The following is a 23,356-nucleotide window of genomic DNA, read 5'->3' on the forward strand; positions in this document are numbered from 1 at the left end:
TCTCGTCAGTCACGCGTGAGCTTGCGGTGCGTGGAACGGTGCGGGTTCGCCGCATCGGGACCGAGGCGCTCGATCTTGTTCTTCTCGTACGACTCGAAGTTGCCCTCGAACCAGTGCCACTGGGCAGGGTTCTCATCCGTGCCCTCATAGGCGAGGATGTGCGTCGCGATGCGGTCCAGGAACCAGCGGTCGTGGGTGATGACCACGGCGCAACCCGGGAACTCGAGGAGTGCGTTCTCGAGCGAGCTCAGCGTCTCGATGTCGAGGTCGTTCGTCGGCTCGTCGAGCAGCAGCAGGTTGCCGCCCTCCTTCAGCGTCAGAGCGAGGTTGAGTCGGTTGCGCTCACCACCGGAGAGGACACCGGCCTTCTTCTGCTGATCCGGGCCCTTGAATCCGAACTTCGAGACGTAGGCGCGCGAGGGGATCTCGGTCTTGCCGACCGTGATGAAGTCGAGCCCGTCGGAGACGACCTCCCAGAGGTTCTTCTCGGGGTCGATGCTCGCTCGCGACTGGTCGACGTAGCTGATCTTGACCGTCTCGCCGATCTTGAGATCGCCGCTGTCGAGCGGCTCGAGGCCGACGATGGTCTTGAAGAGCGTCGTCTTGCCGACACCGTTGGCGCCGATGATGCCGACGATGCCGTTCGGCGGCAGGCTGAAGCTCAGGCCGTCGATCAGGACGCGGTCGCCGAAGCCCTTCTTGAGGTTCTTCGCATCGATGACCACGGAGCCCAGGCGCGGGCCCGCGGGGATCTGGATCTCTTCGAAGTCCAACTTCCGAGTGCGCTCGGCCTCAGCAGCCATCTCCTCGTAACGCGCCAGACGCGCCTTGGACTTGGTCTGGCGACCCTTGGCGCTGGAGCGGACCCACTCGAGCTCGTCCTTCAGACGCTTGGAGAGCTTGGCGTCCTTCTTGCCCTGGATCTCGAGGCGCTCGGCCTTCTTCTCGAGGTAGGTCGAGTAGTTGCCCTCGTACGGGTAGAGGCGTCCGCGGTCGACCTCGGCGATCCACTCCGCGACGTTGTCGAGGAAGTACCGGTCGTGGGTGATCGCGATGACGGCACCCTTGTAGGACTTCAGATGCTGCTCGAGCCAGAGAACACTCTCGGCGTCGAGGTGGTTGGTGGGCTCGTCGAGCAGCAGCAGGTCGGGCTTCTGTAGCAGCAGCTTGGCCAGAGCGACGCGGCGCTTCTCACCACCGGAGAGGGGCGCGATCGATGCATCCGCCGGCGGGGTGCGCAGAGCATCCATCGCCTGGGCCAGCTGGGAGTCGAGGTCCCAACCGTCGGCCGCGTCGATCTCCTCCTGCAGAACGCCCATCTCAGCCAGGAGCGAATCGAAGTCCGCATCCGGGTCTGCCATGAGGGCGGAGATCTCGTTGAAGCGGTCGAGCTTGGCCTTGATCGCGACGCCGTCCTGGATGTTCTCCAGAACCGTCTTGGACTCGTCGAGCTCCGGCTCCTGCATGAGAATGCCGACCGTGAAGCCGGGCGTCAGCTTCGCCTCGCCGTTGGACGGCTGATCGAGGCCGGCCATGATCTTGAGGATCGTCGACTTTCCAGCACCGTTCGGACCGACCATGCCGATCTTCGCTCCCGGCAGGAACGACATCGTCACGTCGTCGAGGATGAGTTTCTCACCCACAGCCTTACGCGCACGAACCATCGAGTAGATGTACTCTGCCACCGAAAACCGCTCCTTAAGTAGGCGTCGAGGATCGACACTCCAGCCTACCGGCTCTGGGTCACCAGTCGATCAGTCGGGTTTTTCCGATCAGGCAGCGCCCTTCGGCGAGCTGGTCGACGACAATGGTGACCGGATCACCGGTCGAAGGGCCCACCTGACCCACGAGGCACTCCGCATTCCCCCAGCGGACGGAGAACTGCAGGCTCTCGGCGGCGTTTCCGACCGTCGATGCGTCTTCCGTGACCTGCATGGCCGCCTTGTCGAAGCCTGCCGCCACCAGAGCATCGATATAGGCGCGCCCGGAGGCGCGCTGGTCTGAGGCCCAGACCTCGGCCGTCACGGATTGGAAGAGCGGCAGGTTGTCCTGCGCGGTTCCATCGGGAACCAGCGCAGGACCCGACGGGACCGCGGTGCCCTCCGGCACGGGTGCACTGATCGTCGCCGTCGGCTCCGGATCGCCCGTGAAGCCCAGGTCCGGGAGGAGGGAGCATCCGGTCAACACGAGCGCACCGGCCAGCAGCACTCCCGCTGCTGCGGAGATGGAACGTACAGGGCGAAGTCGACGAGGCACGCTCCGATCCTACGGCGCACCCCGCCGACCGTCGCTCATGATGCGTGCGCACTCGCACTGGATTCGCCGGCTCCGTCCCGCACCGATCTCACGCCGGCAAACGCCAGTCCTCGTCGGATTCGGAATTCTCAGCGGTATCGCGGCCGTCGAGCGCGACCTCCCCACCGTGTAGCTGCGAGCTCCCAGCCATGTGTCCCGCTGGATTCGAGGCCACTTCCGCCGAAGCCCCGGCGACGACGCGCGGGGATGCCGCCACGTAGGCGCTCGCTCCCCAACGCAAGTCGTGTCCGATCGAATCGGCATCGATGTCGGCACTGATCCCGCGGCGCTCGCCGCTCTCCCACTCGCGGAGCTTGAGCTTTCCCGTGACGATCACCGGGTGCCCCTGCCGCAGGGAAGACTTCGCATGCTCGGCGAGCTGGCGGAAGGCCGACACGTTGTACCAGTTCGTCCCGGCATCGACCCATTGGCCCGACTTGTTGTCGAAACGGCGCTGCGTGCTGGCCACGCGGAAGTTCACCACGGGCACCCCGGCGCTGGTGGTGTTCCGATTCGGATCGGCTGCAACACGCCCGAGAATCGTGACGCTGTCATTCATTTCGCTCTCCTTCGATCGCCCGGGACCCTGCCCGGATGCCTCCCAGAATGCGTTCCCGCCGGGTGACGCCATCGCCCAGGACCCGGGACATGTGCGCAAAGGCCCCGGCGCAGGGAATCGTGCAGAACGGGTGTCGGCGCAATGTCGGAAGCCCGTCCTACGGTCGTTGCGAACGGAGGAACCATGACCAGCGCATTGAGAACACCATCACTCCAGCCGAACATCGACTCCCCGCGAGAGCATCTGGTCCGAGCATCCGATCGGCTCTGGCGGGTCGTCGAGAATGGCACCGAACGCATCATCGGGCACCTGCGCGTGATGTCCGCCGATGAGGGTCTTCGATATCGCGCGGAACGGCTGCACCGTCCGACCTCGACGTTCCGTCCCGTCGGCGACTTCTGGCGCGCAGACGACGCTGTGCAGTCGCTGCGCAATGGATGACTGTGCCCCCGGCAGGATTCGAACCTGCGACCGACGGATTAGAAGGCCGTTGCTCTTCCGCTGAGCTACGGAGGCGGACCTCTCTACGCTACCAGGGCGATGTCCCTGCCCTCGATAGAATGACCCCATGGTATCTGCGTCCGAGAACGACCGCCTTGTCTGGATCGATTGCGAGATGACGGGACTCGACCTCGCCGTCGATGAACTCGTCGAGATCGCCGTCGTCATCACCGATTTCGAACTCCGACCGGTCGACACGGGGTTCCAGGTCGTCATCAAGCCCAGCGACTCCGCTCTGGCGAATATGAACGACTTCGTGACGAACATGCACGAGACCTCCGGGCTCATCGAAGAGATCCCGAACGGCGTCTCGCTTGCCGAGGCCGAGACGCAGACGCTCGCGTACATCCGGCGGTTCGTGCCGCAGGAGCGCAAGGCTCCGCTCGCCGGCAACACGATCGGCACCGACCGCATGTTCCTCGCGAAATACATGCCGCAGATCGACCAGTACCTGCACTACCGCAACGTCGACGTCTCCAGTGTGAAGGAGCTCTCCCGCCGCTGGTACCCGCGGGTCTTCTTCCAAGCCCCCGCGAAGAACGGCGGACACCGCGCACTGGCTGACATCCTTGAATCGATCCGTGAGCTCCGCTACTACCGAGAAGCGGTGTTCGTGGCCGATCCCGGACCCACCAGCGACGAGGCTCGGGCCATTTCGGAGCGCGCTGTGTCAAAGTTCACCTCAGACATGTAATACACTTATGGAGTTGCCTGCTTCGGCGGGAACATGGTGGCTATAGCTCAGTTGGTAGAGCACCGCGTTGTGGTCGCGGGGGTCGCGGGTTCAAGTCCCGTTAGCCACCCCAGAGAGATCCCCCGCCTGTATGCAGGTGGGGGATCTTTGCATGTGAGCCACTGTTCGGCAGAGAGCCCGGCACGCCCGGCCGTCGAGGCATGATCCATCCGCCGTCGACCGTGATCGGTCCGTGTCTCGGCAGCGGTGGCTCCTGCCGAGCGACGACATACAGCATGGGCAATCCATAGAATCGCTCTGTGACCCTGACCGCTTGGCTCTCCGTGCTGGGGGCATCCGTCGTGATCAGCTTCACGCCCGGCGCCGGTGCGATCAACACCATGTCGAATGCGCTTGCTCAGGGGTGGCGCCGTTCCGTCTGGGGGATCATCGGGCAGCAGATCGCTCTGATCGTGCACGTCATCATCGTCGCCGCAGGTGTGGGGCTGATCGTCTCCCGCTCCCCCCGTGCTGTTCAACGGCATCCGCTGCGCGGGCGCGGCCTATCTCGTCTTCCTCGGCATCCGAATGATCCTCAGTCGCGTTCCCGAGCCGGCTGCCGACGATGGCCCGCTGCCGACACGCGAAGGGCGCCTATCGATGATCCGGCGCGGATTCTGGGTGAACGTGCTGAATCCGAAGGCCATCGTCTTATTCCTGGCCTTCGTGCCGCAGTTCATCCGCCTCGATCAGCCGGCTCTCCCCCAGTATCTGATCCTCATCGGGACGGTCATCGTCGTCGATGTGATCGTGATGTGGGGCTTCTTCGCGACGGCGGCCCGCCCGTTCCGCCGTCTGACCCGCACCCGCACGGGGGTGCGCACGCTCAACGCGCTCTTCGGAGCGCTCTTTCTCGGCCTCGCCATACTCCTGCTCGTCGTCCACTGACGGCTCCGGCACCATAGGCTGGGGTCGATGGAGATGGATGCCACGGCCTTCGAGGAACTCGTGATCGACGAGCTCGATCAGCTGCCGGATGAGATGGTCGACGGACTCGACAACGTCGTGTTCGTCGTCGAGGACCGCCCGGAGGACGGCAGTCTCGACCTGCTGGGCCTGTACGACGGCCTCGCGCTGACAGAACGCGGGCAGTACGGGATGGGCGATCTGCCCGACCGGATCATCGTCTACCGTGATCCGCATCTCGCGCAGTGCGACGACGAAGATGAACTCCGTGATGAGGTCCACACGACTCTGGTCCATGAGATCGCCCACTTCTACGGCATCGATGATGACCGCCTGCATGAGATGGGATGGGCATGATAAGCATGTCGAGTCCGGTTCCCGACCTCGATGAGGACGTCGACCTTCAGGCGGCGCCGCTGGTTCCCTGGCAGGTCGTCGTCTGGAACGATCCCGTGAACCTCATGAGCTATGTGGTGCGCGTCTTCCGCACGTACTTCGGTTATTCGAAGGAGCACGCGACGCAGCTGATGCTCGCCGTCCACCACGACGGGCATGCGATCGTCGCGACCGGACCACGGGAGACGATGGAGGTGCACGCCCAGGCGATGCACGACTACGGCCTGTGGGCGACGGTGCGGAAGGCGGATGCGTGATGGAGCGCATGATCCGCCTCGAGATGGCGCACATCGAAGCAGTGAATCTGCGTCGACTCGTCGAAGACCTCACCGGACTCCTCGCCGTCGACGACCCGACGGACCCGGCACTCGCCCGGCTGACGCCGAGCGCCTACCCGGGCGACGAGCTCGCCTCCGCGGAGTTCGCTGCGCTCACCCGCACAGATCTCCTGGGGCGTCGGGCCGCGGACGCCCGGGCAATGCTCGACGGGCTCACCCCCGTGGCGGATCTCGACGACGAAACCGACGCGATGGCTCACGTCACGGTCGACATCATCGCGCCCGACGTCGACTCCTGGTTGCGCACGCTTGCAGCGCTGCGGGTGATCGTCGCGGATCGCCTCGGCGTGATCGACGACGACGACCACGATGACGACGACGACCGATTCGGGATCTACGACTGGTTGGGCTTCCGCCTGGATTCCCTGGTCGCGCTCGCCGACGCGCTCGATGAGTACGCGGAGGATCCGCCCACCGACGACTAGGGCAGAACGACCATCACGTCGGCGAGGCTGTGTGGATTATCGCGCGCGATGTGCTTGTCCTCCTGCATCGCCCAGCGATCCCAATGGGGACGGAATCCCTCGCCATCCCGCTCGAGGGCACGGCGCTTGCGCGACGTTTCCGGAGATTCGACCCACACCCGCACATCGGCGATCCGCGCAGATGCCGGCGTGAGGACGCCGCACCCCTCGACGATGAGCCCGAGCGCAGGACTCACCGCGTGCGCCTCCGCTTCGCTCTGATCGTTCCAGTCCCAGCGGCGCCACGTGCTCAGCAGGCCCCGGGCATGTGGACGCAGCACATCGTGCAGAGCTTTCTCGGCTCCGGCGTCCATGCCGTCCCAACCGGGATAGATCGAATCCAGCGCCACGAGCTGCGGCCGCGCTGAAAGCGGCCAGTTCGCGGTGAGCATCCGCGAAAGCGTCGTCTTCCCCGCCCCCGATCTGCCGTCGATCAGCACGACAGGATTGGATGCTTCGACGGCGATCACAGCGTCCAGCACCGCGGCAGCGCCGCGCTGAAGCGCCAGGACGAACGGATCGTTACTTCTTGAGCGCACGGATGACGCGAGCCAGCGCGCGACCAGCGACGCAGACGAACGGGATCCCCACGGCGAGGAGTGTCACGATGTTGGGCTCGAAGCGAAGCCCCTCTTCGCGACGCACGTAGACGCCCAGCGGGACGGACACTCCCCCGCCGGTTCCGCCCTCTCCGCTGCCGCCGTCAGCGCTCTCCGCGCCTCCCGCACCGCCGGCGAAGCCGGACATGGTCAGCGCGACGGGAGTGATGCTCACACCGTCCACGTCCTGCGGCTCACCGTACGCGCTCTTCACTCCGAAGGAGGCTGCTTGCTTTCCGAGTTCCACTGCGATGTTCGGCATGAGTCCACGTTATCCCAGGAACTCCCGCGCTGTGCGGGTTCACTGAAGACCATGGGATTTCGGATGCTTCGGCGCTCCGCGCCCCTCACCACGGCCGAGGTGCCTGGCGCGCGTGATCGTCGCAGACCCGAAGCGCGCCCTGGCGTCGTCGAGCGCGCCCTCCACTTTGCGCCAGTGCTCATCGTCGTCCCAGAGTGCGAATGCGCCCCCTCCCGCGGGCCTCAGCTTCTCGGCCCGGACGCCGATGAGCCGTACCGGATCGCGACGGTCGATGGTGTCGAACAGCATCTGCGCGGCCTCGCCCATGCGCTGTCCGACCGAAGTCGGCTCGGACAGCGTCTGGGAGCGGCTCAGCGTCGTGAAGTCGTCGAAACGCACCTTGATCGCGACGGATGCGCATTCCCAACCGGCTTTGCGCAGGCGCGCAGCCACGCGATCGGCGAGTCGCAGCAGCTCGGCGTGAAGCGTCTCGCGGTCGGTGATGTCGACGTCGAACGTCTCCTCGTGACCGATGCTCTTCTCCACCCGGTCTGTATCGACGGCTCGATGATCGACTCCGCGCGACAGCGCGGCGATCCGGAACCCGAGCGCCGGTCCGACCGCGCGATCGAGCATGTCCTGAGGTGCTTCCCGGATGTCCCCGATCGTTCGGATGCCCCGTGCTTCCAGGGCATCCGCCGCCTTCGGGCCCACGCCCCACATCGCACGCACCGATCGCGGCGAAAGGAATTCGATGGTCTGGGACTCGGGGATGATCAACATCCCGTCGGGTTTGCAGAGCGTCGACGCCATCTTGGCCACGTGCTTGGTCGCTGCGACACCGACGCTGCAGGTGATGCCCACCTCGGACTCCACCCGTGCCCGCACGAGGCGTGCGATCTCCCCCGGACTCCCCCACAGCCGTCGCACACCCTGCACGTCGAGGAATGCCTCGTCGACCGACAGCGGCTCCACGAGTGGAGTGATCGATTCGAAGACCGCCATGACCTGCCGCGACACCGTCTGGTAGCGCTCGAAGTGCGGCGGAACGATCCGTGCGGACGGGCACAATCTGATCGCCTGGGCCACAGGCATCGCCGCGCGCACTCCGTATCGTCGGGCCTCGTAGGACGCGCTCGAGACCACGGAGCGTCCATCCGGCGCGCCGATGATCAATGGCAGGCCGGCCAGCGACGCATCGTGCATGACCTCGACGGCTGCGTAGAAGGCATCCATATCGACGTGCAGGATGCGGGTGCCCGAATCGTCGGCCCCCTCCGGGGATACAACCCTGCCTCGTCCGTCGCCGCGCCCCATGATTCCATTCTCCCCGACTCCTCCGACATCGACGCCGGTGCGCCGAACGCACGGATGCCGGACCGATCACGAAGATCGGCCCGGCATCCGGATGCGGAGACGCCGTTACTGCGCCGCGCGCTCCAGGATCAGCTCCCGTACGCGGGCGGCGTTGGCCTGCCCCTTCATCGCCTTCATGACGGCGCCGATGACGGCGCCAGCGGCCTGCGCCTTGCCATCCTTGATCTTCGCCATGACATCGGGCTGCGCAGCGAGTGCCTCATCGATCGCCGCGATGAGCGCACCGTCGTCGGAGACGACCGCGAGACCGCGGGCGTCGACGACCTCCTGCGGGGTGCCCTCACCGGCGATGACGCCCTCGAGAACCTGGCGGGCGAGCTTGTCGTTCAGCGTTCCGGCGTCGACGAGTTTCTGCAGATCGGCGACGGATGCCGGCGAGATGAGCTCGACGGCCGTCTTGCCCTGCGCGTTCGCCTGGCGGGTGATCTCGCCCGTCCACCACTTGCGCGCGGCGGCCGGGGTCGTACCGGCGGCGATCGTCGCCTCGACGACCTCGACCAGGTCGCTGTTGCGCACGTCCTGGTACTCGAGGTCGGTGAAGCCCCATTCGGCCTTCAGACGGCGGCGGCGCGCGACGGGCTGCTCGGGCAGAGCTGCACGCAGCTCCTCGATCAGCTCGGCGTCCGGCTGCACGGGGAGCAGGTCGGGCTCCGGGAAGTAGCGGTAGTCGTCGGCGTCCGACTTCGGACGGCCCGGCGAGGTGGTGCCGGTGTCCTCGTGCCAGTGACGGGTCTCCTGGATGATCGTGCCGCCGTCGGCGAGGATCTGCGCCTGACGCTGGATCTCGTGACGCACGGCGCGCTCGACGGAGCGCATCGAGTTGACGTTCTTCGTCTCGGTTCGGGTGCCCAGCGGCGCCGGCTCCTCGCCCTCGGCGACGCGCGGGCGCAACGACACGTTCGCGTCGCAGCGCAGGTTGCCGCGCTCGAGGCGGGCCTCGGAGATACCGAGGCTGCGGACGATGTCGCGGATCGTCGAGACGTAGGCCTTGGCGACCTCGGGTGCGCGGTGATCCGTGCCGAAGATCGTCTTCGTGACGATCTCGACGAGCGGGACTCCGGCCCGGTTGTAGTCGACCAACGAGTACTCGGCGCCCTGGATGCGACCGGTCGCGCCCCCCATGTGGGTGAGCTTTCCGGCATCCTCCTCCATGTGCGCGCGCTCGATCGGAACGGTGACGAGCATGCCGTCCTCGAGTTCGACGACGACCTCACCCTCGTAGGCGATCGGCTCGTCGTACTGCGAGATCTGGTAGTTCTTGCCCAGGTCGGGGTAGAAGTAGTTCTTGCGCGCGAAGCGGCTCGACTCGGCGATCGAGCAGCCGAGGGCGAGGCCCAGGCTGATCGACGAGCGGATCGCCGTGGCGTTGACCGTGGGCATGGCTCCCGGCAGACCCATGTCGACCGGGGCGATGAGCGTGTTCGGCTCCGCCGCGTGGTACTTCTCGTTCGCCGGGTTCGGGGCGCCCGAGAACATCTTGGTCTCGGTGTTCAGCTCGACGTGCACCTCGAAGCCGAGCACGGGCTCGAACATCTCGAGGGCTTTGTCGAAGTCCATGAGCTTGGCTGCGGCGGCCATCAGTTCTTTCCTCCTGCGAGCTGCGGGGCGCGGGTGAGCAGCGGGGCTCCCCACGAGTCGACGAGTGCGGTCTCCAGCGCGGCGCCCACGCGGTACAGGCGGGCGTCCTCACGTGCGGGGGCGAGGAACTGGATGCCGACGGGAAGGCCGTCGTCATCGGCGAGGCCGGACGGGATCGAGATGCCGGGGACGCCGGCGAGGTTCGCCGGGATCGTCGTCAGGTCGTTCAGGTACATCTGCAGCGGGTCGCCGATGCGCTCGCCGAGCTTGAACGCGGTGGTGGGCGCCGTCGGGGTCGCGATGACGTCGACCTGTGCGAACGCCTGGTCGAAGTCCTGCTGGATGAGGGTGCGGACCTTCTGGGCGCTGCCGTAGTAGGCGTCGTAGTAGCCGGCCGACAGGGCGTAGGTGCCGAGGATGATGCGGCGCTTGACCTCGTCGCCGAAGCCCGCCTCGCGGGTCGCCGACATGACGTCCTCGACCGTGGCGCCCCCTTCGGGGGTGACCCGCATGCCGAAGCGCACGGAGTCGAACTTCGCAAGGTTGCTGGATGCCTCGGCGGGGAGGATCAGGTAGTAGGCGGCGACGCCGTACTCGAAGTGCGGGGTCGAGATCTCGACGATCTCGGCGCCCTGCTGCTCCATGAGGGCGAGCGATGCGCGGAAGGATGCTGCGACGCCCGGCTGGAAGCCCGAGTCGGGCAGCTCCTTGATGACGCCGACCTTCAGACCCTTGAGCACGTCTCCGCGCGCGCCCTCACGGGCGGCCTCGGCGAACGACGGCCAGGCGTCGGTGAGCGAGGTCGAGTCGTTCGCGTCGTGACCGCCGATGACGTCGTGCAGCAGACCCGAGTCGAGCACCGTGCGGGTGACGGGGCCGACCTGGTCGAGGCTGGACGCCAGCGCGATCGAACCGTAACGGCTCACCGAGCCGTAGGTGGGCTTGACGCCGACGGTGCCGGTGACGTGCGCGGGCTGACGGATCGATCCGCCGGTGTCCGAGCCGAGGGCCAGCGGCGCCTCGAAGGCAGCCACCGCGGCGGCCGAGCCACCGCCGGATCCGCCGGGGATGCGCTCGAGGTCCCACGGGTTGCGGGTCGGGCCGTACGCGGAGTGCTCGGTGGAGGAGCCCATCGCGAACTCGTCCATGTTGGTCTTGCCGAGGGCGATGAGGCCGGCCTCGCGGGCGCGCGCCACGACGGTCGCGTCGTAGGGCGACATGTAGCCCTCGAGGATCTTCGAGCCGCTGGTGGTCGGCTGGTCCTTCGTGACCAGCACGTCCTTGATGGCCAGCGGGACGCCGGCGAGCGGGTGCAGCTGCTCCCCCGCGGCACGGGCGGCGTCGATCGCTTCGGCCGCGGCGATCGCACCCTCGTTGACGTGCAGGAAGGCGTGGACATCACCGTCGACGGCGGCGATGCGGTCGAGGTGGGCCTGCGTGGCCTCGCGGCTGGAGACCTCTCCGGCGTTCAGCTTGTCGGCGAGCTCGGCCGCGGTGAGGCGGATGATGTCGGTCACTGCTCTTCTCCCAGGATCGCGGTCACGCGGAAACGACCGTCCGCGGCATCCGGTGCATTCTGCAGCACCTGCTCATGCGTGAGCGTCTCGCCGACCACATCGGGCCGGAAGACGTTCGCAAGCGGGATCGGGTGGCTCGTGGCGACGACATCGGCCGTCGCGACCTCCGCGACCTTCGCGATGTTGTCGACGATGGCGTCGAGCTGGCCCGTGAGCCGCGTCACCTCGTCGTCGTTCAGCTGGATACGCGCGAGCACGCCGAGATGGCGCACAAGATCAGGGGTGATTTCAGACACCACAACAGTCTAGAGCGCGCAGTGCGCGGACTCAGTTCTCTCGTCCCAATAAGCTGGGATTCATGACGACGTTCGACCCGCCGCGCCCGTGGACCGCTTCGTACGCTCCGGGAGTCCCCGAAGACCTCGGCCAGATCACCGGATCTCTCATCGACATCGTCGAGGCATCCGCCCGGGACTACCCCGAAGCACCGGCGCTCGAATTCTTCGGACGCGAGACGTCCTACCGCGAGCTGCAGACCGCCATCGAGCGCGCCGCAGCGGGCCTCGCCGCCCGCGGCGTCCGCGCCGGTGATCCCGTCGCGATCATCCTGCCCAACTGCCCGCAGCACATCGTCGCCTTCTACGCGGTGCTGCGTCTCGGCGCCATCGTCATCGAGCACAATCCGCTCTACACGCCGCGCGAACTGCGCAAGCAGTTCTCCGACCACGGCGCCCAGCACGTCATCGCATGGAGCAACGTCGCCCACCTCGTGCAGGAGTTCCCCGCCGACCTCGCCGTCGACACACTCATCTCGGTCGACATCACCCGGGGAATGCCCACCGTCATGCAGCTCGCGCTGAAGCTCCCGGTGCCGTCACTGCGGGCCAAGCGCGCCCAGCTGACGCGCCCGGTCCGCGACGCCATCAGCTGGGAAGACATCGTCTCCGCCGAGCCCCTCGCCCCCTCGCATCCGCGACCGCAGACCGACGACCTCGCGATCATCCAATACACCAGCGGCACCACCGGAGACCCGAAGGGCGCCTCCCTCACCCACCGCAATCTTCTCGCCAACGCGATGCAGGCCGTCTCGTGCATCCCGATGGTCGAGCGCGGTGCAGGCACGGTGTTCTACGCGGTGCTGCCCATGTTCCACGCCTACGGGCTCACCCTCTGCCTCACCTTCGCGATGTCGGTCGGGGCCCGTCTCGTGCTCTTCCCGAAGTTCGACCCTGACATGGTGCTCGACGTCGTCAAGAAGCGCCCCGCGACCGTGCTGCCGCTCGTGCCCCCGATCGCCGAACGGCTGCTGGCCCGTGCGCGCGAGCGCGGGATCTCACTGGCGGGGACCGGAATCGCCGTCTCCGGGGCGATGGCACTCGACAAGGAGCTCGTCGTGCCCTGGGAGGCCGAGACCGGCGGAATGCTCATCGAGGGCTACGGGCTCTCGGAGTGCTCCCCCGTGCTGATGGTCAACCCCGTCGACGACAAGCGCACCGCGGGAAGCATCGGCCTGCCGATGCCGGGAACCGAAGTCCGCATCGCTGATCAGGACGACCCGTCGAAGGAAGCCGCCCCCGGCCAGCCCGGCGAGCTCCTCGTCCGCGGACCTCAGGTGTTCTCCGGCTACTACGGACGCCCGGAAGCCACTGCCGCCGTGTTCCACGAGGACTGGTTCCGCACGGGCGACGTCGTGACCATGGACGACGCCGGCTTCTTCCGCATCGTCGACCGCATCAAGGAGCTCATCATCACCGGCGGCTTCAACGTCGCCCCCACCGAGGTCGAGATCGCCCTGCGGCAACATCCCGCCGTCGCCGATGCGGCCGTCGTCGGTCTGCCGAGCACCCGCAGCGGCGAAGAGGTGGTCGCCGCCGTCGTCCTGGATGCCGGCGCCGAACTCGACGAGCAGGGTATCCGCGACTTCGTCCGCGGGATTCTGACCCCGTACAAGGTGCCGCGCCGGCTCTTCGTCGTCGACGAGCTCCCGAAGTCGATGATCGGCAAAGTGCTGCGTCGTCAGGTCAAGGACAGCCTGCTGACCCTCAGCTCGGGAAACTGACGCGCCCGAGGCCGGTCGCCAGGCGGCTTCCCAGGTGAAAGCGCTACGCTCGGGAAGTGACTGCTGACCAAGACCAGACGCCCGACGCCCCCTCCGTACCCGGATTCGAGGAGCTCGGCATCACCGGCCCCGTTCTGAAGGCCATCCGCGACCTCGGCTACGAGACGCCTTCGGCGATCCAGGCCGCTACGATCCCCACCCTCCTCGGCGGCCGCGACGTCGTCGGCATGGCGCAGACCGGAACCGGCAAGACGGCCGCCTTCGCTCTGCCCGTCCTCGAGCGTCTCGACGTCTCGCAGAAGACCCCGCAGGCCCTCGTGCTCGCCCCGACCCGCGAGCTCGCCCTGCAGGTGTGCGAGGCCTTCGAGTCTTACTCGACGAAGATGAAGGGCGTGCACGTGCTGCCCGTCTACGGCGGACAGGGCTACGGCGTTCAGCTGTCGGCGCTGCGCCGCGGCGTCCACGTCGTCGTCGGCACGCCCGGCCGCATCATGGACCACCTCGCCAAGGGCACGCTCGACCTCTCCGAGCTGAAGTACCTCGTGCTTGACGAGGCCGACGAAATGCTGAAGATGGGCTTCGCGGAGGACGTCGAGGAGATCCTCTCGCAGACTCCCGAGGAGAAGCAGGTCGCCCTGTTCTCGGCGACCATGCCTCCCAGCATCCGTCGCCTCGCCCAGCAGTACCTGCGCGACGCCGAGGAGATCACGGTCAAGTCCAAGACCGCGACGAACACGAACATCACCCAGCGCTACCTGGTCGTCTCCTATCAGCAGAAGGTCGACGCCCTCACCCGCATCCTCGAGGTCGAGAACTTCGACGGCATGATCATCTTCGTCCGCACGAAGAACGAGACCGAGACGCTCGCCGAGAAGCTGCGGGCGCGCGGCTACTCCGCGGCCGCCATCAACGGTGACATCGCCCAGGTCCAGCGCGAGCGCAGCGTCAACCAGCTCAAGGACGGCAAGCTCGACATCCTCGTCGCCACCGATGTCGCCGCCCGTGGTCTCGACGTCGAGCGCATCAGCCACGTCGTCAACTTCGACATCCCGACCGACACCGAGTCCTACGTGCACCGCATCGGCCGCACCGGCCGGGCCGGGCGCACCGGTGACGCCATCAGCTTCATCACCCCGCGCGAGCGCTACCTCCTCAAGAGCATCGAGCGGGCGACCCGCCAGCAGCCGACCCAGATGCAGCTTCCGAGCATCGAGGACGTCAACACGACGCGCCTGGCACGTTTCGACGATGCGATCACTTCGGCGCTGGCCGAGACCGGTCGCATCGAGAAGTTCCGCGACATCATCGCCCACTACGTCCGCAACCACGATGTGCCCGAGACGGATGTCGCGGCGGCTCTCGCCGTCGTCGCCCAGGGCGAGTCCCCGCTGCTGCTGGACGCCGAGAACGACCGTCTCTCGGCTGCCGTCGAGCGCGACAACCGACCGCCGCGCGAGCGCAATGACCGTGACCGCGGCGACCGTCCCGCACGCGAGCCGCGCGAGCGTCGCGGACGCGGCGACTACACCCCCTACCGCATCGAGGTCGGCCGGCGTCACCGCGTCGAGCCCCGCCAGATCGTGGGTGCGCTCGCGAACGAGGGTGGTCTCGGCCGCGACGACTTCGGCGCGATCAACATCAAGCCGGACTTCTCGATCGTCGAGCTTCCCGTGACGATGGACCCCGCGGTCCTCGACAAGCTCAGCGACACGCGGATCTCGGGTCGCCTGATCGAGATCAAGCCCGACAACGGCCCTCGCGGCGGCGGCGCACGCCGTGAAGGCGGTTACGAGCGGCGCGGAGGATATGACCGTCGTGACGGCGGCGACCGCCGTGGCGGATACGACCGGGACCGCGGCGGATACGACCGCGGCGGTCGCGATGGCGGTTACGACCGCAAGCCCCGCCACAAGAACTGAGCGGTTCGCACTGAAGCAGGACTTCCCGATCGGGAAGTCCTGCTTCGTCTTTCAGGCGTCGAGCGTGGCCGGCCCCTCGGTCACCAGGATGCGGAACTGAGCTGCGTCGAGGACCCGGATGCCGAGGTCCTCCGCCTTCTTCAGCTTCGATCCCGCACCGGGCCCGGCCGCGACGAAGTCCGTCTTCTTCGAGACGCTCGAAGCCGCCTTGCCGCCGGCGGAGATGATCGCCTCCTGGGCTCCCTCGCGGGTGAATCCGTCGAGGGAGCCGGTCGCGACGATGGTAAGGCCCTCGAGCACTCCCCCCTCGGCGACGGCGGCGCCCGGACCGGGGTGGCCCGGCGTGGCCCACTGCACACCGGCAGCCTTCCATTGGTCGACGATGGCGATGTGCCAGTCCACCTCGAACCAGGCCAGCAGCGATTCTGCGATGATGCCGCCGACTCCATCGACGGCCGACAGTTCATCGAGCGAGGCCGAGCGGATGGCGTCGAGGGAGCCGAACCACTGCGCGAGGGCGCGAGCGGCGACCGGCCCGACGTGACGGATGTTCAGCGAGACGAGTAGACGCCACAGCTCCTTCGTCTTCGCCTTCTCGAGCTCGGCGAGCAACTTCAGCGCCTGAGACGAAGGCTGGCTCGCGACGCGTCCCTCTTTCTTCTCCGCTGCGGTGGCGTTGCGTCGGAACGGCGAACGGATCTTCACGACGCCGTCCTCGCCTTCCTTGGGCAGTCCAGTCTCTGCGTCGCGCACGATGACCTCGATCGGCACGAGCTGCTCGAGCGTGAGGTCGAACAGGCCTGCTTCGGTCACCAGCGGGGGAATCGACGGGTGGCTCGGCTGCGTCAGGGCCGCGGCGGTCACTTCACCGAGCGCCTCGACGTCGAGTGCGCCGCGTGAACCGATGTGCTCGACGCGTCCGCGCACCTGGGCGGGGCAGGAGCGGGAGTTCGGACACCGCAGATCGATGTCTCCCTCCTTCATCGGCCGCAGGGTCGTTCCGCATTCCGGACATCCGACGGGCATGATGAACTCGCGCTCCGTGCCGTCGCGCTTGTCGACCACGGGGCCGAGAACCTCGGGGATCACGTCACCGGCCTTGCGGAGCACGACGGTGTCGCCGATGAGCACGCCCTTGGCCTTGACGACGTCCTTGTTGTGAAGGGTCGCCTGGCGCACGACGGAGCCCGCGACGTGCGCGGGGGCCATGACGGCGAACGGCGTCGCCCGCCCCGTGCGGCCGACGGAGACGACGATGTCGAGGAGCGTCGTCTGCACCTCCTCGGGCGGATATTTGAAGGCGATCGCCCAGCGCGGTGCGCGCGAGGTGATGCCGAGCTCCTCATGCAGCGCCAGCTCATCGACCTTCACGACGATCCCGTCGAGCTCGTGCTCGATGTCGTGCCGGTGCTCACCGAAGTGCGCGACGAAATCGACGACGTCGTCGACCGTCGGGCAGACCTTCGTATGAGGACTCGTCGGCAGCCCCCACACGGCGAGCAGATCGTAGATCTCGCTCTGCGCCGCCACAGGCGGAGTCGTCCACGCCCCGATGCCGTGCACGTACAGGTCGAGCGACTCCAGACGCAACAGCCCTGCTTCGAGCTCGAGGCCATCCTTCTTGTCGATCTGCTGTCGCAGCCCCCCGCTCGCGGCGTTGCGCGGATTCGCGAAGGCCGGGAAACGACGGGCGGCCGCGGTGCGCGCCTTCTCCTCGTCGAACGGTTTCTTCGGACCCGTGCGCGCCTCCCACTTGCCGAGCGATTCGGCGTAGGCCCGCTCGCGGAAAGATGCCTGCGCGGCGTTGAGCCGCTCGAAGGCTGCGACGGGGATGAACACCTCGCCACGCACCTCGACGATCTCCGGGTGTCCTGTGCCCCGCAGCCGCTCGGGGATCATGCCCAGCCGAAGCGCGTTCTCTGTCACGATCTCGCCGACGCGCCCATCTCCGCGCGTCGCGGCCGAGGTCAGAACCCCATTCTCATAGCGCAGGTTGATCGCGAGGCCATCGATCTTCAGCTCGGTGAGCCACGCGACCTCGCGACCGGTCGCAGCATGGGTCTTCGCCGCCCATTCGCGCAGCTCGTCGATGGAGAAGACGTTGTCGAGGCTGAGCATCCGCTCGGCGTGCTCGATGGTATCGAGGCCCGTGGCCTCAGCGGCGCCGACCATCTGCGTCGGCGAGTCCTGCCCCTGCACCTCGGGGTGCAGCCGCTCCAGCTCTTCGAGTCGCCGCATCCACCCGTCATAGGTCGCGTCGTCGACGAGCGAGGTGTCGCGCCCGTAGTACGCGTCCTTCGCCTCGAGGATGCGTTCGGTCAGCGAATCCGCCTCGATACGGGCGTCGTCCAACGAAATCTTCTCCGGCACGATTCCAGTCTACGAGCGGGCGCAGACATTATCGGAGCCACCGCTGCGCCTCCTTGCCTCGGCCCCCGGCCACCCCCTAAGGTTCCGAGCAACGGCATCCGCCGAAATCCATCTCAGAGGGGGAAATATGCAGAATCTCACGGTGCTGGGCACAGGCGTGCTCGGGTCGCAGATCATCTTCCAGTCCGCGTACTCCGGCAAGGACGTCGTCGCCTACGACATCAGCGATGAGATCCTGCAGAAGCTGCCGGCACGCTGGGAGCAGCTGAAGCCGTCATACCTGCGAGACCTCCCGGATGCGACGCCGGAGAAGCTCGAGGCAGCCGTGGCGCGCATCCGAGTGAGCAGCGACCTCGCGGATGCCGTCAAGGATGCCGACCTCATCATCGAGGCGGTGCCCGAGCGTCTCGATATCAAGCAGGACACCTGGAAGAAGGTCAGCGCCGTCGCACCGGCAAAGACGATCTTCGCCACGAACTCCTCCACGCTCCTGCCCAGCCAGATCGCGCCGTTCACCGATCGGCCGGAGAAGTTCCTCGCGATGCACTTCGCCAATGAGGTCTGGAAGTTCAACACGTGCGAGGTGATGGAGCACTCGGGAACAGATGCGGCCGTCTTCGAGGCAGCGGCGGAGTTCGCCGAGCAGATCGGGATGGTCCCGATCCGAATCCACAAGGAGCAGCCCGGCTATGTGCTCAACTCGTTGCTCGTGCCCTTCCTCGCCGCGGCGGCGAAGCTGCACGTGAACGGCATCGCCGACATCGAGGACATCGACAAGGTCTGGCGCGTCTCCACCGGGGCTCCGTTGGGCCCCTTCCAGATCTACGACGTTGTCGGCATGATGACGCCGTACATGCTCAACAAGGACAGCGCCGACCCCGATATGAAGACATTCGCTGAAGAGCTGAAGACCGACTACATCGACAAGGGCTACCTGGGCACGTCGACGGGCCGCGGCTTCTATACCTACGGCTGACCGGTCGGATGCCGGTGCGCGCGACCGTCAGGCCGTAACGGGAACCACCGAGACCGTCGTATCGATCGTGAACTGGCCCAGGACACGGGTGCCGAGATAGAGCACCGCGGTCTGGCCGGGCGCGACACCATCGAGCGGGATCGACGGGACGACCCGCACACCGGCATCCGAGACCGAGGCCTGTGCGAGCACGGGCTCGGAATGTGCGCGGATCTGCACATGGCACTCGAAATCCGGTGCGAGGGGCGCGGCACCCGCCCACGAGTACCGCTCTCCGGAGATCTCCGCGATTGCGAGAGCCTCCTTCGGGCCGACGACCACCGTGTTCGACACGGGCCGGACCTCGAGCACGAAGCGCGGTTTGCCGTCCGCGGCCGGGACCCCGAGCTTGAGACCGCGGCGCTGACCGACGGTGAACGCGTGCGCTCCCTCGTGACTGCCCACCACCGCGCCGGACTGATCGAGGATCTCGCCGTCCGCCGCACCGACCTTGTCAGCCAGCCAACCGCGGGTATCGCCATCGGGGATGAAGCAGATGTCGTGGCTGTCCGGCTTCTGAGCCACGCTCAGACCTCGCTCGGCGGCCTCTGCACGAACGAGAGCCTTCGACGGGGTTGACCCGAGCGGGAAGTACGTGTGGGCGAGCTGCTCGGCCGTCAGTACGCCGAGGACGTAGGACTGATCCTTCGCATCATCGGCCGCCCGGTGCAGTTCGAGTCCGGTCTCCGTCGAGACGAGGTTGGCGTAATGGCCGGTGCAGACCGCATCGAAGCCGAGTTCGAGCGCACGTTCGAGGAGAGCTGCGAACTTGATCTTCTCGTTGCAGCGCATGCACGGGTTGGGCGTACGGCCGGCCTGGTACTCACTGATGAAGTCGTCGATGACGTCGTCGCGGAACCGTTCGGAGAAGTCCCACACGTAGAACGGGATGCCGAGCATGTCGGAGGCCCGCCGGGCGTCCATGGCATCCTCGATCGTGCAGCATCCGCGGCTTCCGCTGCGCAGGGTTCCACCGGCGCGGGAGAGCGCGAGGTGAACACCGGTGACGTCGTGGCCCGCCTCGACGGCGCGGGCCGCGGCGACCGCCGAGTCCACTCCACCGCTCATAGCTGCCAGAATTCGCATGCCTCTATTCTACGAGCGCACCGGCGGCACCGGCTCAACGCCCGTTCAGAGTTCCCGAGGCCCGCGCGTAGGCATCCACGATGACTGCGAGCACCGCATCCACGTCGGCATCACTGGAGGTGCGACCGAATGTGAACCGCAGGACGCTTCGCGCATCGTGCTCGCTGCGCCCCATCGCCATGACGACGTGCGACGGCTCGGCGACGCCGGCCTGGCAGGCCGACCCCGTGGATGCTGCGACACCGGCGACATCGAGGAGGAAGAGAAGGCTCTCCCCCACAGCGCCGGGAAAGAGGATATGCGCGTTGTTCGGCAGACGATCGATGGGATCGCCGAGCAGCTCCGCCGCGGGAACCGATGCGAGGATCCCGGCGATCAACCGATCCCGCAGTGCGCCCAACCGCTGATTCTCCGTCACTCGCTCGGTTTCGGCGCACTCGAGCGCCGCGGCGAACGCCGCTGCCCCGGCGATGTCCTGGGTGCCGGCACGCAGACCCCTCTGCTGGGATCCGCCGTGCAGCAAGGGCGCCATCCGCGCCGTCCGCGCGACGATTAATGCCCCGATTCCGACGGGTGCGCCGACCTTGTGCCCGGCCAGACTCATGGCCACGAGACCGCCTGCTGCGGGCGCATCCCCGCGCAGGTCTCGGAAGGACAGCGGCACATGCCCCAGTCCCGCAACGGCATCGAGGTGCATGGGCACCGCGGTCCGGCCCGCCGCCCGGGCGAGCGCGGCTGCGTCGTTCACCGTGCCGACCTCGTTGTTGGCGACCAGCGCCGTCGCCAGAGCGGCCCCCGGAAGCGCTGCGGCGAAAGCATCCGCGTCGATGCGTCCGACGCTGTCGAGCCGCACCGGCACGCACTGCGCACCGTCGGCGACGAGCGCTCCGACGGTGTCCATGGTCGCGTGGTGCTCACCATCCGGGAGAAGGATCGACCGGGACTTCTCCGCGCGAACGCGCCAGAGTCCTCGCAGCGCCGTGTTGATGGACTCCGTACCGCCGGATGTCAGCACGACCTCGATCGGCTCGCAGTCGAGCACTGCCGCGATGCGCTCGCGGGATTCCTCGAGCAGGCGACGCGCACGCTGACCTGCTCCATGAGTGGAGGCGGCGTTCCCCGGTTCCGTCGAGGCAGCGAGCCAGGCTTGACGCGCCTCCGGACGCAGCGGTGTCGTCGCTGCGTGATCGAGATAGAAGACCATGTCTCAACTCTCCCCCATCACGCACTCGTCGCGCACGTCGTTGCCGGTCGGGAGCGTTGAGGATCTCCTGCCATCTCCCCTTTCCGAGAGCTAAAATCGAAGGGTGTCGATACGTGGGGACGATCTCTCGACGCGGATGATCTCGATCGGCGGGCATCCGCAGCCGCACTCCGTGCTCGGACCGCACCCGGCGGCGTCCGGAACCGGTTCCCGGCGCACGGAGATCCGCGTTCTCCGCCCTCATGCCGATGCGGTCTCGCTCGTCTTCAGCGACGGCACGACGCTCCCGCTATCCCCTGCCGAAGACGGCCTGTGGATCGGTCAGCACGACGGCGATCCCTCCTTCTACCGTGTGCGAACGCTCCGCGACGGAAGAGCTTCGACCATCGGCGATCCCTACCGGCACGCGCCTACCCTGAGCGAAGAGGATCGGCGCCGCATCCGGAACGGGGACCGCGATCGGCTCTGGGAGGCGCTCGGCGCCAACGCGCGCCCGATCGGCACCGAGATCGGTGTCGCCTTCGCCATCTGGGCGCCCCGTGCGGAAGCCGTTCGCATCGTCGGCCCGCTCGCCGAAACCGCCGGTGCCCCGCTCGGGATGCGCCGCCTCGACCCGCAGGGAATCTGGGAGCTGTTCGTCCCTGACGCTTCCCCGGGAACTGCCTACGCCTACGAGATCCTCACGGATGCCGGCACCTGGGTCCGTGCATCCGACCCCTTCGGCCGCCGCGCAGACGCCGCCGCCCTCACCGGATCCGTCGTCGACTTCTCGACGCACATCTGGCGCGATGGTGCCTGGATGACGAGACGCGCGGCGACTCGAGCCGTCGCCCAGCCGATGTCGGTGTACCAGCTCCACCTCGGTTCCTGGCGCGACGGCCTCGGATACGCCACGATCGCGGAACCACTGATCGAGCATGTGCTCGGCAGCGGTTTCACCCATGTCGAATTCCTTCCGTTCACCGTGCCCGCAGCGGCCGGACGTATCCGCGCGACATCGGCATACGCCCCCGATCCGCGATACGGCACGTCCGATGAGCTCCGATCCCTCATCGACCGCCTGCACCGCGCGGGAATCGGCGTCCTCTTGGAATGGGAGCCCACCGGCATCCACCCTCTGTCGTACGAGACCGCCATCGATTTCGACGATGCCGCGGTGCGGGCCGCCGTGACAGCGAATGCGCTCTACTGGTTCGATTCCTTCCACATCGATGGACTGCGCCTGCGCTCGATCACCGGTCTCCTCTATCTCGATCACGCCCGCGGGCCGGGCGAGTGGACGCCCAACATCCATGGCGGCCGTGAGAACCTCGCCGGCATCCGATTCCTCCAAGACCTCAATCGCGCGGTCCACCGGAGCCATCCCGGCGCCGTGACCATCGCTGTGGAGAGCGGCCGCTTCCCCGGTGTCACCGCTGCACCCGAGCACGCCGGACTGGGTTTCACGCTCAAATGGAACGACGGCTGGGCCGAAGAGTCCCTCCGTTACATGAGGCGCACGCCCGTGGAGCGCGCCCATCACGAGGGCGAAATGACCTTCTCCTTCGTCTATGCCTTCGGAGAGAACTATCTGCTGCCGCTCGGGCACGACGAAACATCCCATCGCACGGCGAACCTGCTGACCGGACTCTCTGGGCCGGATGCTGCGAGATTCGCGGATCTGCGCGCGTTCCTCGGGCACATGTGGGGCCACCCGGGCAAGAAGCTGCTCTTCATGGGCCAGGAGTTCGGCCAGCTCGCGGAATGGACCACCGGCACCGGCTTGGAATGGGACCTGCTCGAACAGCCCCCTCACGCCGCGCTGCTGCGGTTGATCGGTCGGATGAACGAAACCTACCGGAGCACGGCTCCGCTGTGGGAGTACGACCGCGATCGCGCACGGTTCGATCGACGCGGTGCGCCCACCTGGGATCCCGATGTCATCGCCTTCGAACGCCGTGATGCGCACGGCGGTCGTGTCCTCGTCATCAGCAACTTCGACGAGACCGAGAAGAGCCGGCTCGCACTGGACCTGCCGGTCGAAGGGATATGGGACGAGATCCTGAACACCGATGACGTCGAATACGGCGGCACCGGCAGCGGGAACGACGGATGGATCGTCAGCCGACGATCAGCTCCTGGCGACGCGCCGCAAGCACGCATCACCCTCCCCGCACGCAGCACGCTGTGGCTGCGCTACAGGAAGTGATGCACCGGACG

The 23,356-nt window shown here is 67.1% G+C and carries 21 protein-coding genes, 2 tRNA genes and 1 pseudogene; 11 read left to right on the forward strand and 13 right to left on the reverse strand.

Annotated elements, in window-relative coordinates; genetic code table 11:
* Nucleotides 1-5: 5 nt before the first annotated feature.
* The 3 genes from ettA to ACWAUG_RS05880 form a co-directional block, all read right to left on the reverse strand.
* Nucleotides 6-1,685 (reverse strand): energy-dependent translational throttle protein EttA, encoded by a 1,680-nt coding sequence (ettA, locus tag ACWAUG_RS05870; protein ID WP_298036548.1) that lies wholly within the window; start codon nt 1,683-1,685, stop codon nt 6-8.
* A 58-nt stretch (nt 1,686-1,743) separates the two neighbouring features.
* Complete coding sequence (locus ACWAUG_RS05875) at nt 1,744-2,256, reverse strand: DUF6993 domain-containing protein (protein WP_298036551.1); 513 nt, start codon at nt 2,254-2,256, stop codon at nt 1,744-1,746.
* Between the two features lie 88 nt (nt 2,257-2,344).
* Nucleotides 2,345-2,854, reverse strand: a complete 510-nt coding sequence (locus tag ACWAUG_RS05880; RefSeq protein WP_298036553.1) for a single-stranded DNA-binding protein — start codon at nt 2,852-2,854, stop codon at nt 2,345-2,347.
* Nucleotides 2,855-3,037: 183 nt separating this feature from the next.
* On the opposite strand from ACWAUG_RS05880, the gene ACWAUG_RS05885 reads away from it, so the two are divergent.
* Nucleotides 3,038-3,295 carry a hypothetical protein gene (locus tag ACWAUG_RS05885; RefSeq protein ID WP_298036555.1) on the forward strand — a complete coding sequence of 86 codons (258 nt, stop codon included), beginning with the start codon at nt 3,038-3,040 and terminating at the stop codon, nt 3,293-3,295.
* A 3-nt stretch (nt 3,296-3,298) separates the two neighbouring features.
* On the opposite strand, the gene ACWAUG_RS05890 is transcribed toward ACWAUG_RS05885, so the two are convergent.
* Nucleotides 3,299-3,370, reverse strand: a tRNA-Arg gene (locus ACWAUG_RS05890).
* A gap of 52 nt (nt 3,371-3,422) precedes the next feature.
* On the opposite strand from ACWAUG_RS05890, the gene orn reads away from it, so the two are divergent.
* From orn to ACWAUG_RS05920, 6 genes and pseudogenes are all read left to right on the forward strand, one after another.
* Nucleotides 3,423-4,049 carry an oligoribonuclease gene (orn, locus tag ACWAUG_RS05895; RefSeq protein ID WP_298036558.1) on the forward strand — a complete coding sequence of 209 codons (627 nt, stop codon included), beginning with the start codon at nt 3,423-3,425 and terminating at the stop codon, nt 4,047-4,049.
* A gap of 36 nt (nt 4,050-4,085) precedes the next feature.
* A tRNA-His gene (locus ACWAUG_RS05900) sits at nt 4,086-4,161 on the forward strand.
* Between the two features lie 187 nt (nt 4,162-4,348).
* A pseudogene (locus ACWAUG_RS05905) lies at nt 4,349-4,976 on the forward strand (LysE family transporter).
* Nucleotides 4,977-5,003: 27 nt separating this feature from the next.
* Nucleotides 5,004-5,351 (forward strand): metallopeptidase family protein, encoded by a 348-nt coding sequence (locus tag ACWAUG_RS05910; RefSeq protein WP_460801822.1) that lies wholly within the window; start codon nt 5,004-5,006, stop codon nt 5,349-5,351.
* Between the two features lie 5 nt (nt 5,352-5,356).
* The gene (gene clpS / locus ACWAUG_RS05915) at nt 5,357-5,647 is read left to right on the forward strand and encodes an ATP-dependent Clp protease adapter ClpS (RefSeq protein ID WP_460801823.1); all 291 of its coding nucleotides are present in this window, start codon (nt 5,357-5,359) and stop codon (nt 5,645-5,647) included.
* Entirely contained in the window at nt 5,647-6,153 is a 507-nt protein-coding gene (locus tag ACWAUG_RS05920; RefSeq protein WP_460801859.1) for a DUF2017 family protein, read from the forward strand. The genes clpS and ACWAUG_RS05920 overlap by 1 nt, the downstream gene beginning before the upstream one ends.
* Here the strand turns inward: ACWAUG_RS05920 and ACWAUG_RS05925 are convergent.
* The 6 genes from ACWAUG_RS05925 to gatC form a co-directional block, all read right to left on the reverse strand.
* A complete protein-coding gene (locus ACWAUG_RS05925; protein WP_460801824.1) occupies nt 6,150-6,674 on the reverse strand; it encodes a nucleoside/nucleotide kinase family protein in 525 nt (174 codons plus the stop codon). The two genes, ACWAUG_RS05920 and ACWAUG_RS05925, sit on opposite strands and share 4 nt — an antisense overlap.
* A 40-nt stretch (nt 6,675-6,714) precedes the next feature.
* Nucleotides 6,715-7,053 carry a hypothetical protein gene (locus ACWAUG_RS05930; RefSeq protein ID WP_460801825.1) on the reverse strand — a complete coding sequence of 113 codons (339 nt, stop codon included), beginning with the start codon at nt 7,051-7,053 and terminating at the stop codon, nt 6,715-6,717.
* Nucleotides 7,054-7,092: 39 nt separating this feature from the next.
* The gene (dinB, locus tag ACWAUG_RS05935) at nt 7,093-8,349 is read right to left on the reverse strand and encodes a DNA polymerase IV (RefSeq protein WP_460801826.1); all 1,257 of its coding nucleotides are present in this window, start codon (nt 8,347-8,349) and stop codon (nt 7,093-7,095) included.
* A gap of 105 nt (nt 8,350-8,454) precedes the next feature.
* A complete protein-coding gene (gene gatB, locus ACWAUG_RS05940; RefSeq protein ID WP_460801827.1) occupies nt 8,455-9,987 on the reverse strand; it encodes an Asp-tRNA(Asn)/Glu-tRNA(Gln) amidotransferase subunit GatB in 1,533 nt (510 codons plus the stop codon).
* A complete protein-coding gene (gene gatA, locus ACWAUG_RS05945; protein WP_460801828.1) occupies nt 9,987-11,504 on the reverse strand; it encodes an Asp-tRNA(Asn)/Glu-tRNA(Gln) amidotransferase subunit GatA in 1,518 nt (505 codons plus the stop codon). Before gatA ends, gatB begins: the two co-directional genes overlap by 1 nt.
* Nucleotides 11,501-11,800 carry an Asp-tRNA(Asn)/Glu-tRNA(Gln) amidotransferase subunit GatC gene (gene gatC / locus ACWAUG_RS05950; protein WP_460801829.1) on the reverse strand — a complete coding sequence of 100 codons (300 nt, stop codon included), beginning with the start codon at nt 11,798-11,800 and terminating at the stop codon, nt 11,501-11,503. Before gatC ends, gatA begins: the two co-directional genes overlap by 4 nt.
* A gap of 62 nt (nt 11,801-11,862) precedes the next feature.
* On the opposite strand from gatC, the gene ACWAUG_RS05955 reads away from it, so the two are divergent.
* Both ACWAUG_RS05955 and ACWAUG_RS05960 read left to right on the forward strand, forming a co-directional pair.
* The gene (locus ACWAUG_RS05955) at nt 11,863-13,563 is read left to right on the forward strand and encodes a long-chain-fatty-acid--CoA ligase (protein WP_460801830.1); all 1,701 of its coding nucleotides are present in this window, start codon (nt 11,863-11,865) and stop codon (nt 13,561-13,563) included.
* A 56-nt stretch (nt 13,564-13,619) separates the two neighbouring features.
* A complete protein-coding gene (locus ACWAUG_RS05960; RefSeq protein ID WP_460801831.1) occupies nt 13,620-15,482 on the forward strand; it encodes a DEAD/DEAH box helicase in 1,863 nt (620 codons plus the stop codon).
* Nucleotides 15,483-15,533: 51 nt separating this feature from the next.
* Here the strand turns inward: ACWAUG_RS05960 and ligA are convergent, their stop codons facing one another.
* Nucleotides 15,534-17,852 (reverse strand): NAD-dependent DNA ligase LigA, encoded by a 2,319-nt coding sequence (gene ligA, locus ACWAUG_RS05965; RefSeq protein ID WP_460801832.1) that lies wholly within the window; start codon nt 17,850-17,852, stop codon nt 15,534-15,536.
* A gap of 127 nt (nt 17,853-17,979) precedes the next feature.
* On the opposite strand from ligA, the gene ACWAUG_RS05970 reads away from it, so the two are divergent.
* Entirely contained in the window at nt 17,980-18,828 is an 849-nt protein-coding gene (locus ACWAUG_RS05970) for a 3-hydroxyacyl-CoA dehydrogenase (protein ID WP_460801833.1), read from the forward strand.
* A gap of 27 nt (nt 18,829-18,855) precedes the next feature.
* Here the strand turns inward: ACWAUG_RS05970 and mnmA are convergent, their stop codons facing one another.
* On the reverse strand, nt 18,856-19,953 hold the full coding sequence (mnmA, locus tag ACWAUG_RS05975; RefSeq protein ID WP_460801834.1) for a tRNA 2-thiouridine(34) synthase MnmA: 1,098 nt from the start codon (nt 19,951-19,953) through the stop codon (nt 18,856-18,858).
* Between the two features lie 34 nt (nt 19,954-19,987).
* Complete coding sequence (locus tag ACWAUG_RS05980; protein ID WP_460801835.1) at nt 19,988-21,157, reverse strand: cysteine desulfurase family protein; 1,170 nt, start codon at nt 21,155-21,157, stop codon at nt 19,988-19,990.
* Nucleotides 21,158-21,260: 103 nt separating this feature from the next.
* Between ACWAUG_RS05980 and ACWAUG_RS05985 the strand changes: the two genes are divergently transcribed.
* The gene (locus ACWAUG_RS05985) at nt 21,261-23,345 is read left to right on the forward strand and encodes an alpha amylase C-terminal domain-containing protein (protein WP_298036597.1); all 2,085 of its coding nucleotides are present in this window, start codon (nt 21,261-21,263) and stop codon (nt 23,343-23,345) included.
* Nucleotides 23,346-23,356 lie beyond the last annotated feature (11 nt).

It is taken from the genome of Microbacterium sp. GXF6406 (assembly GCF_054798215.1).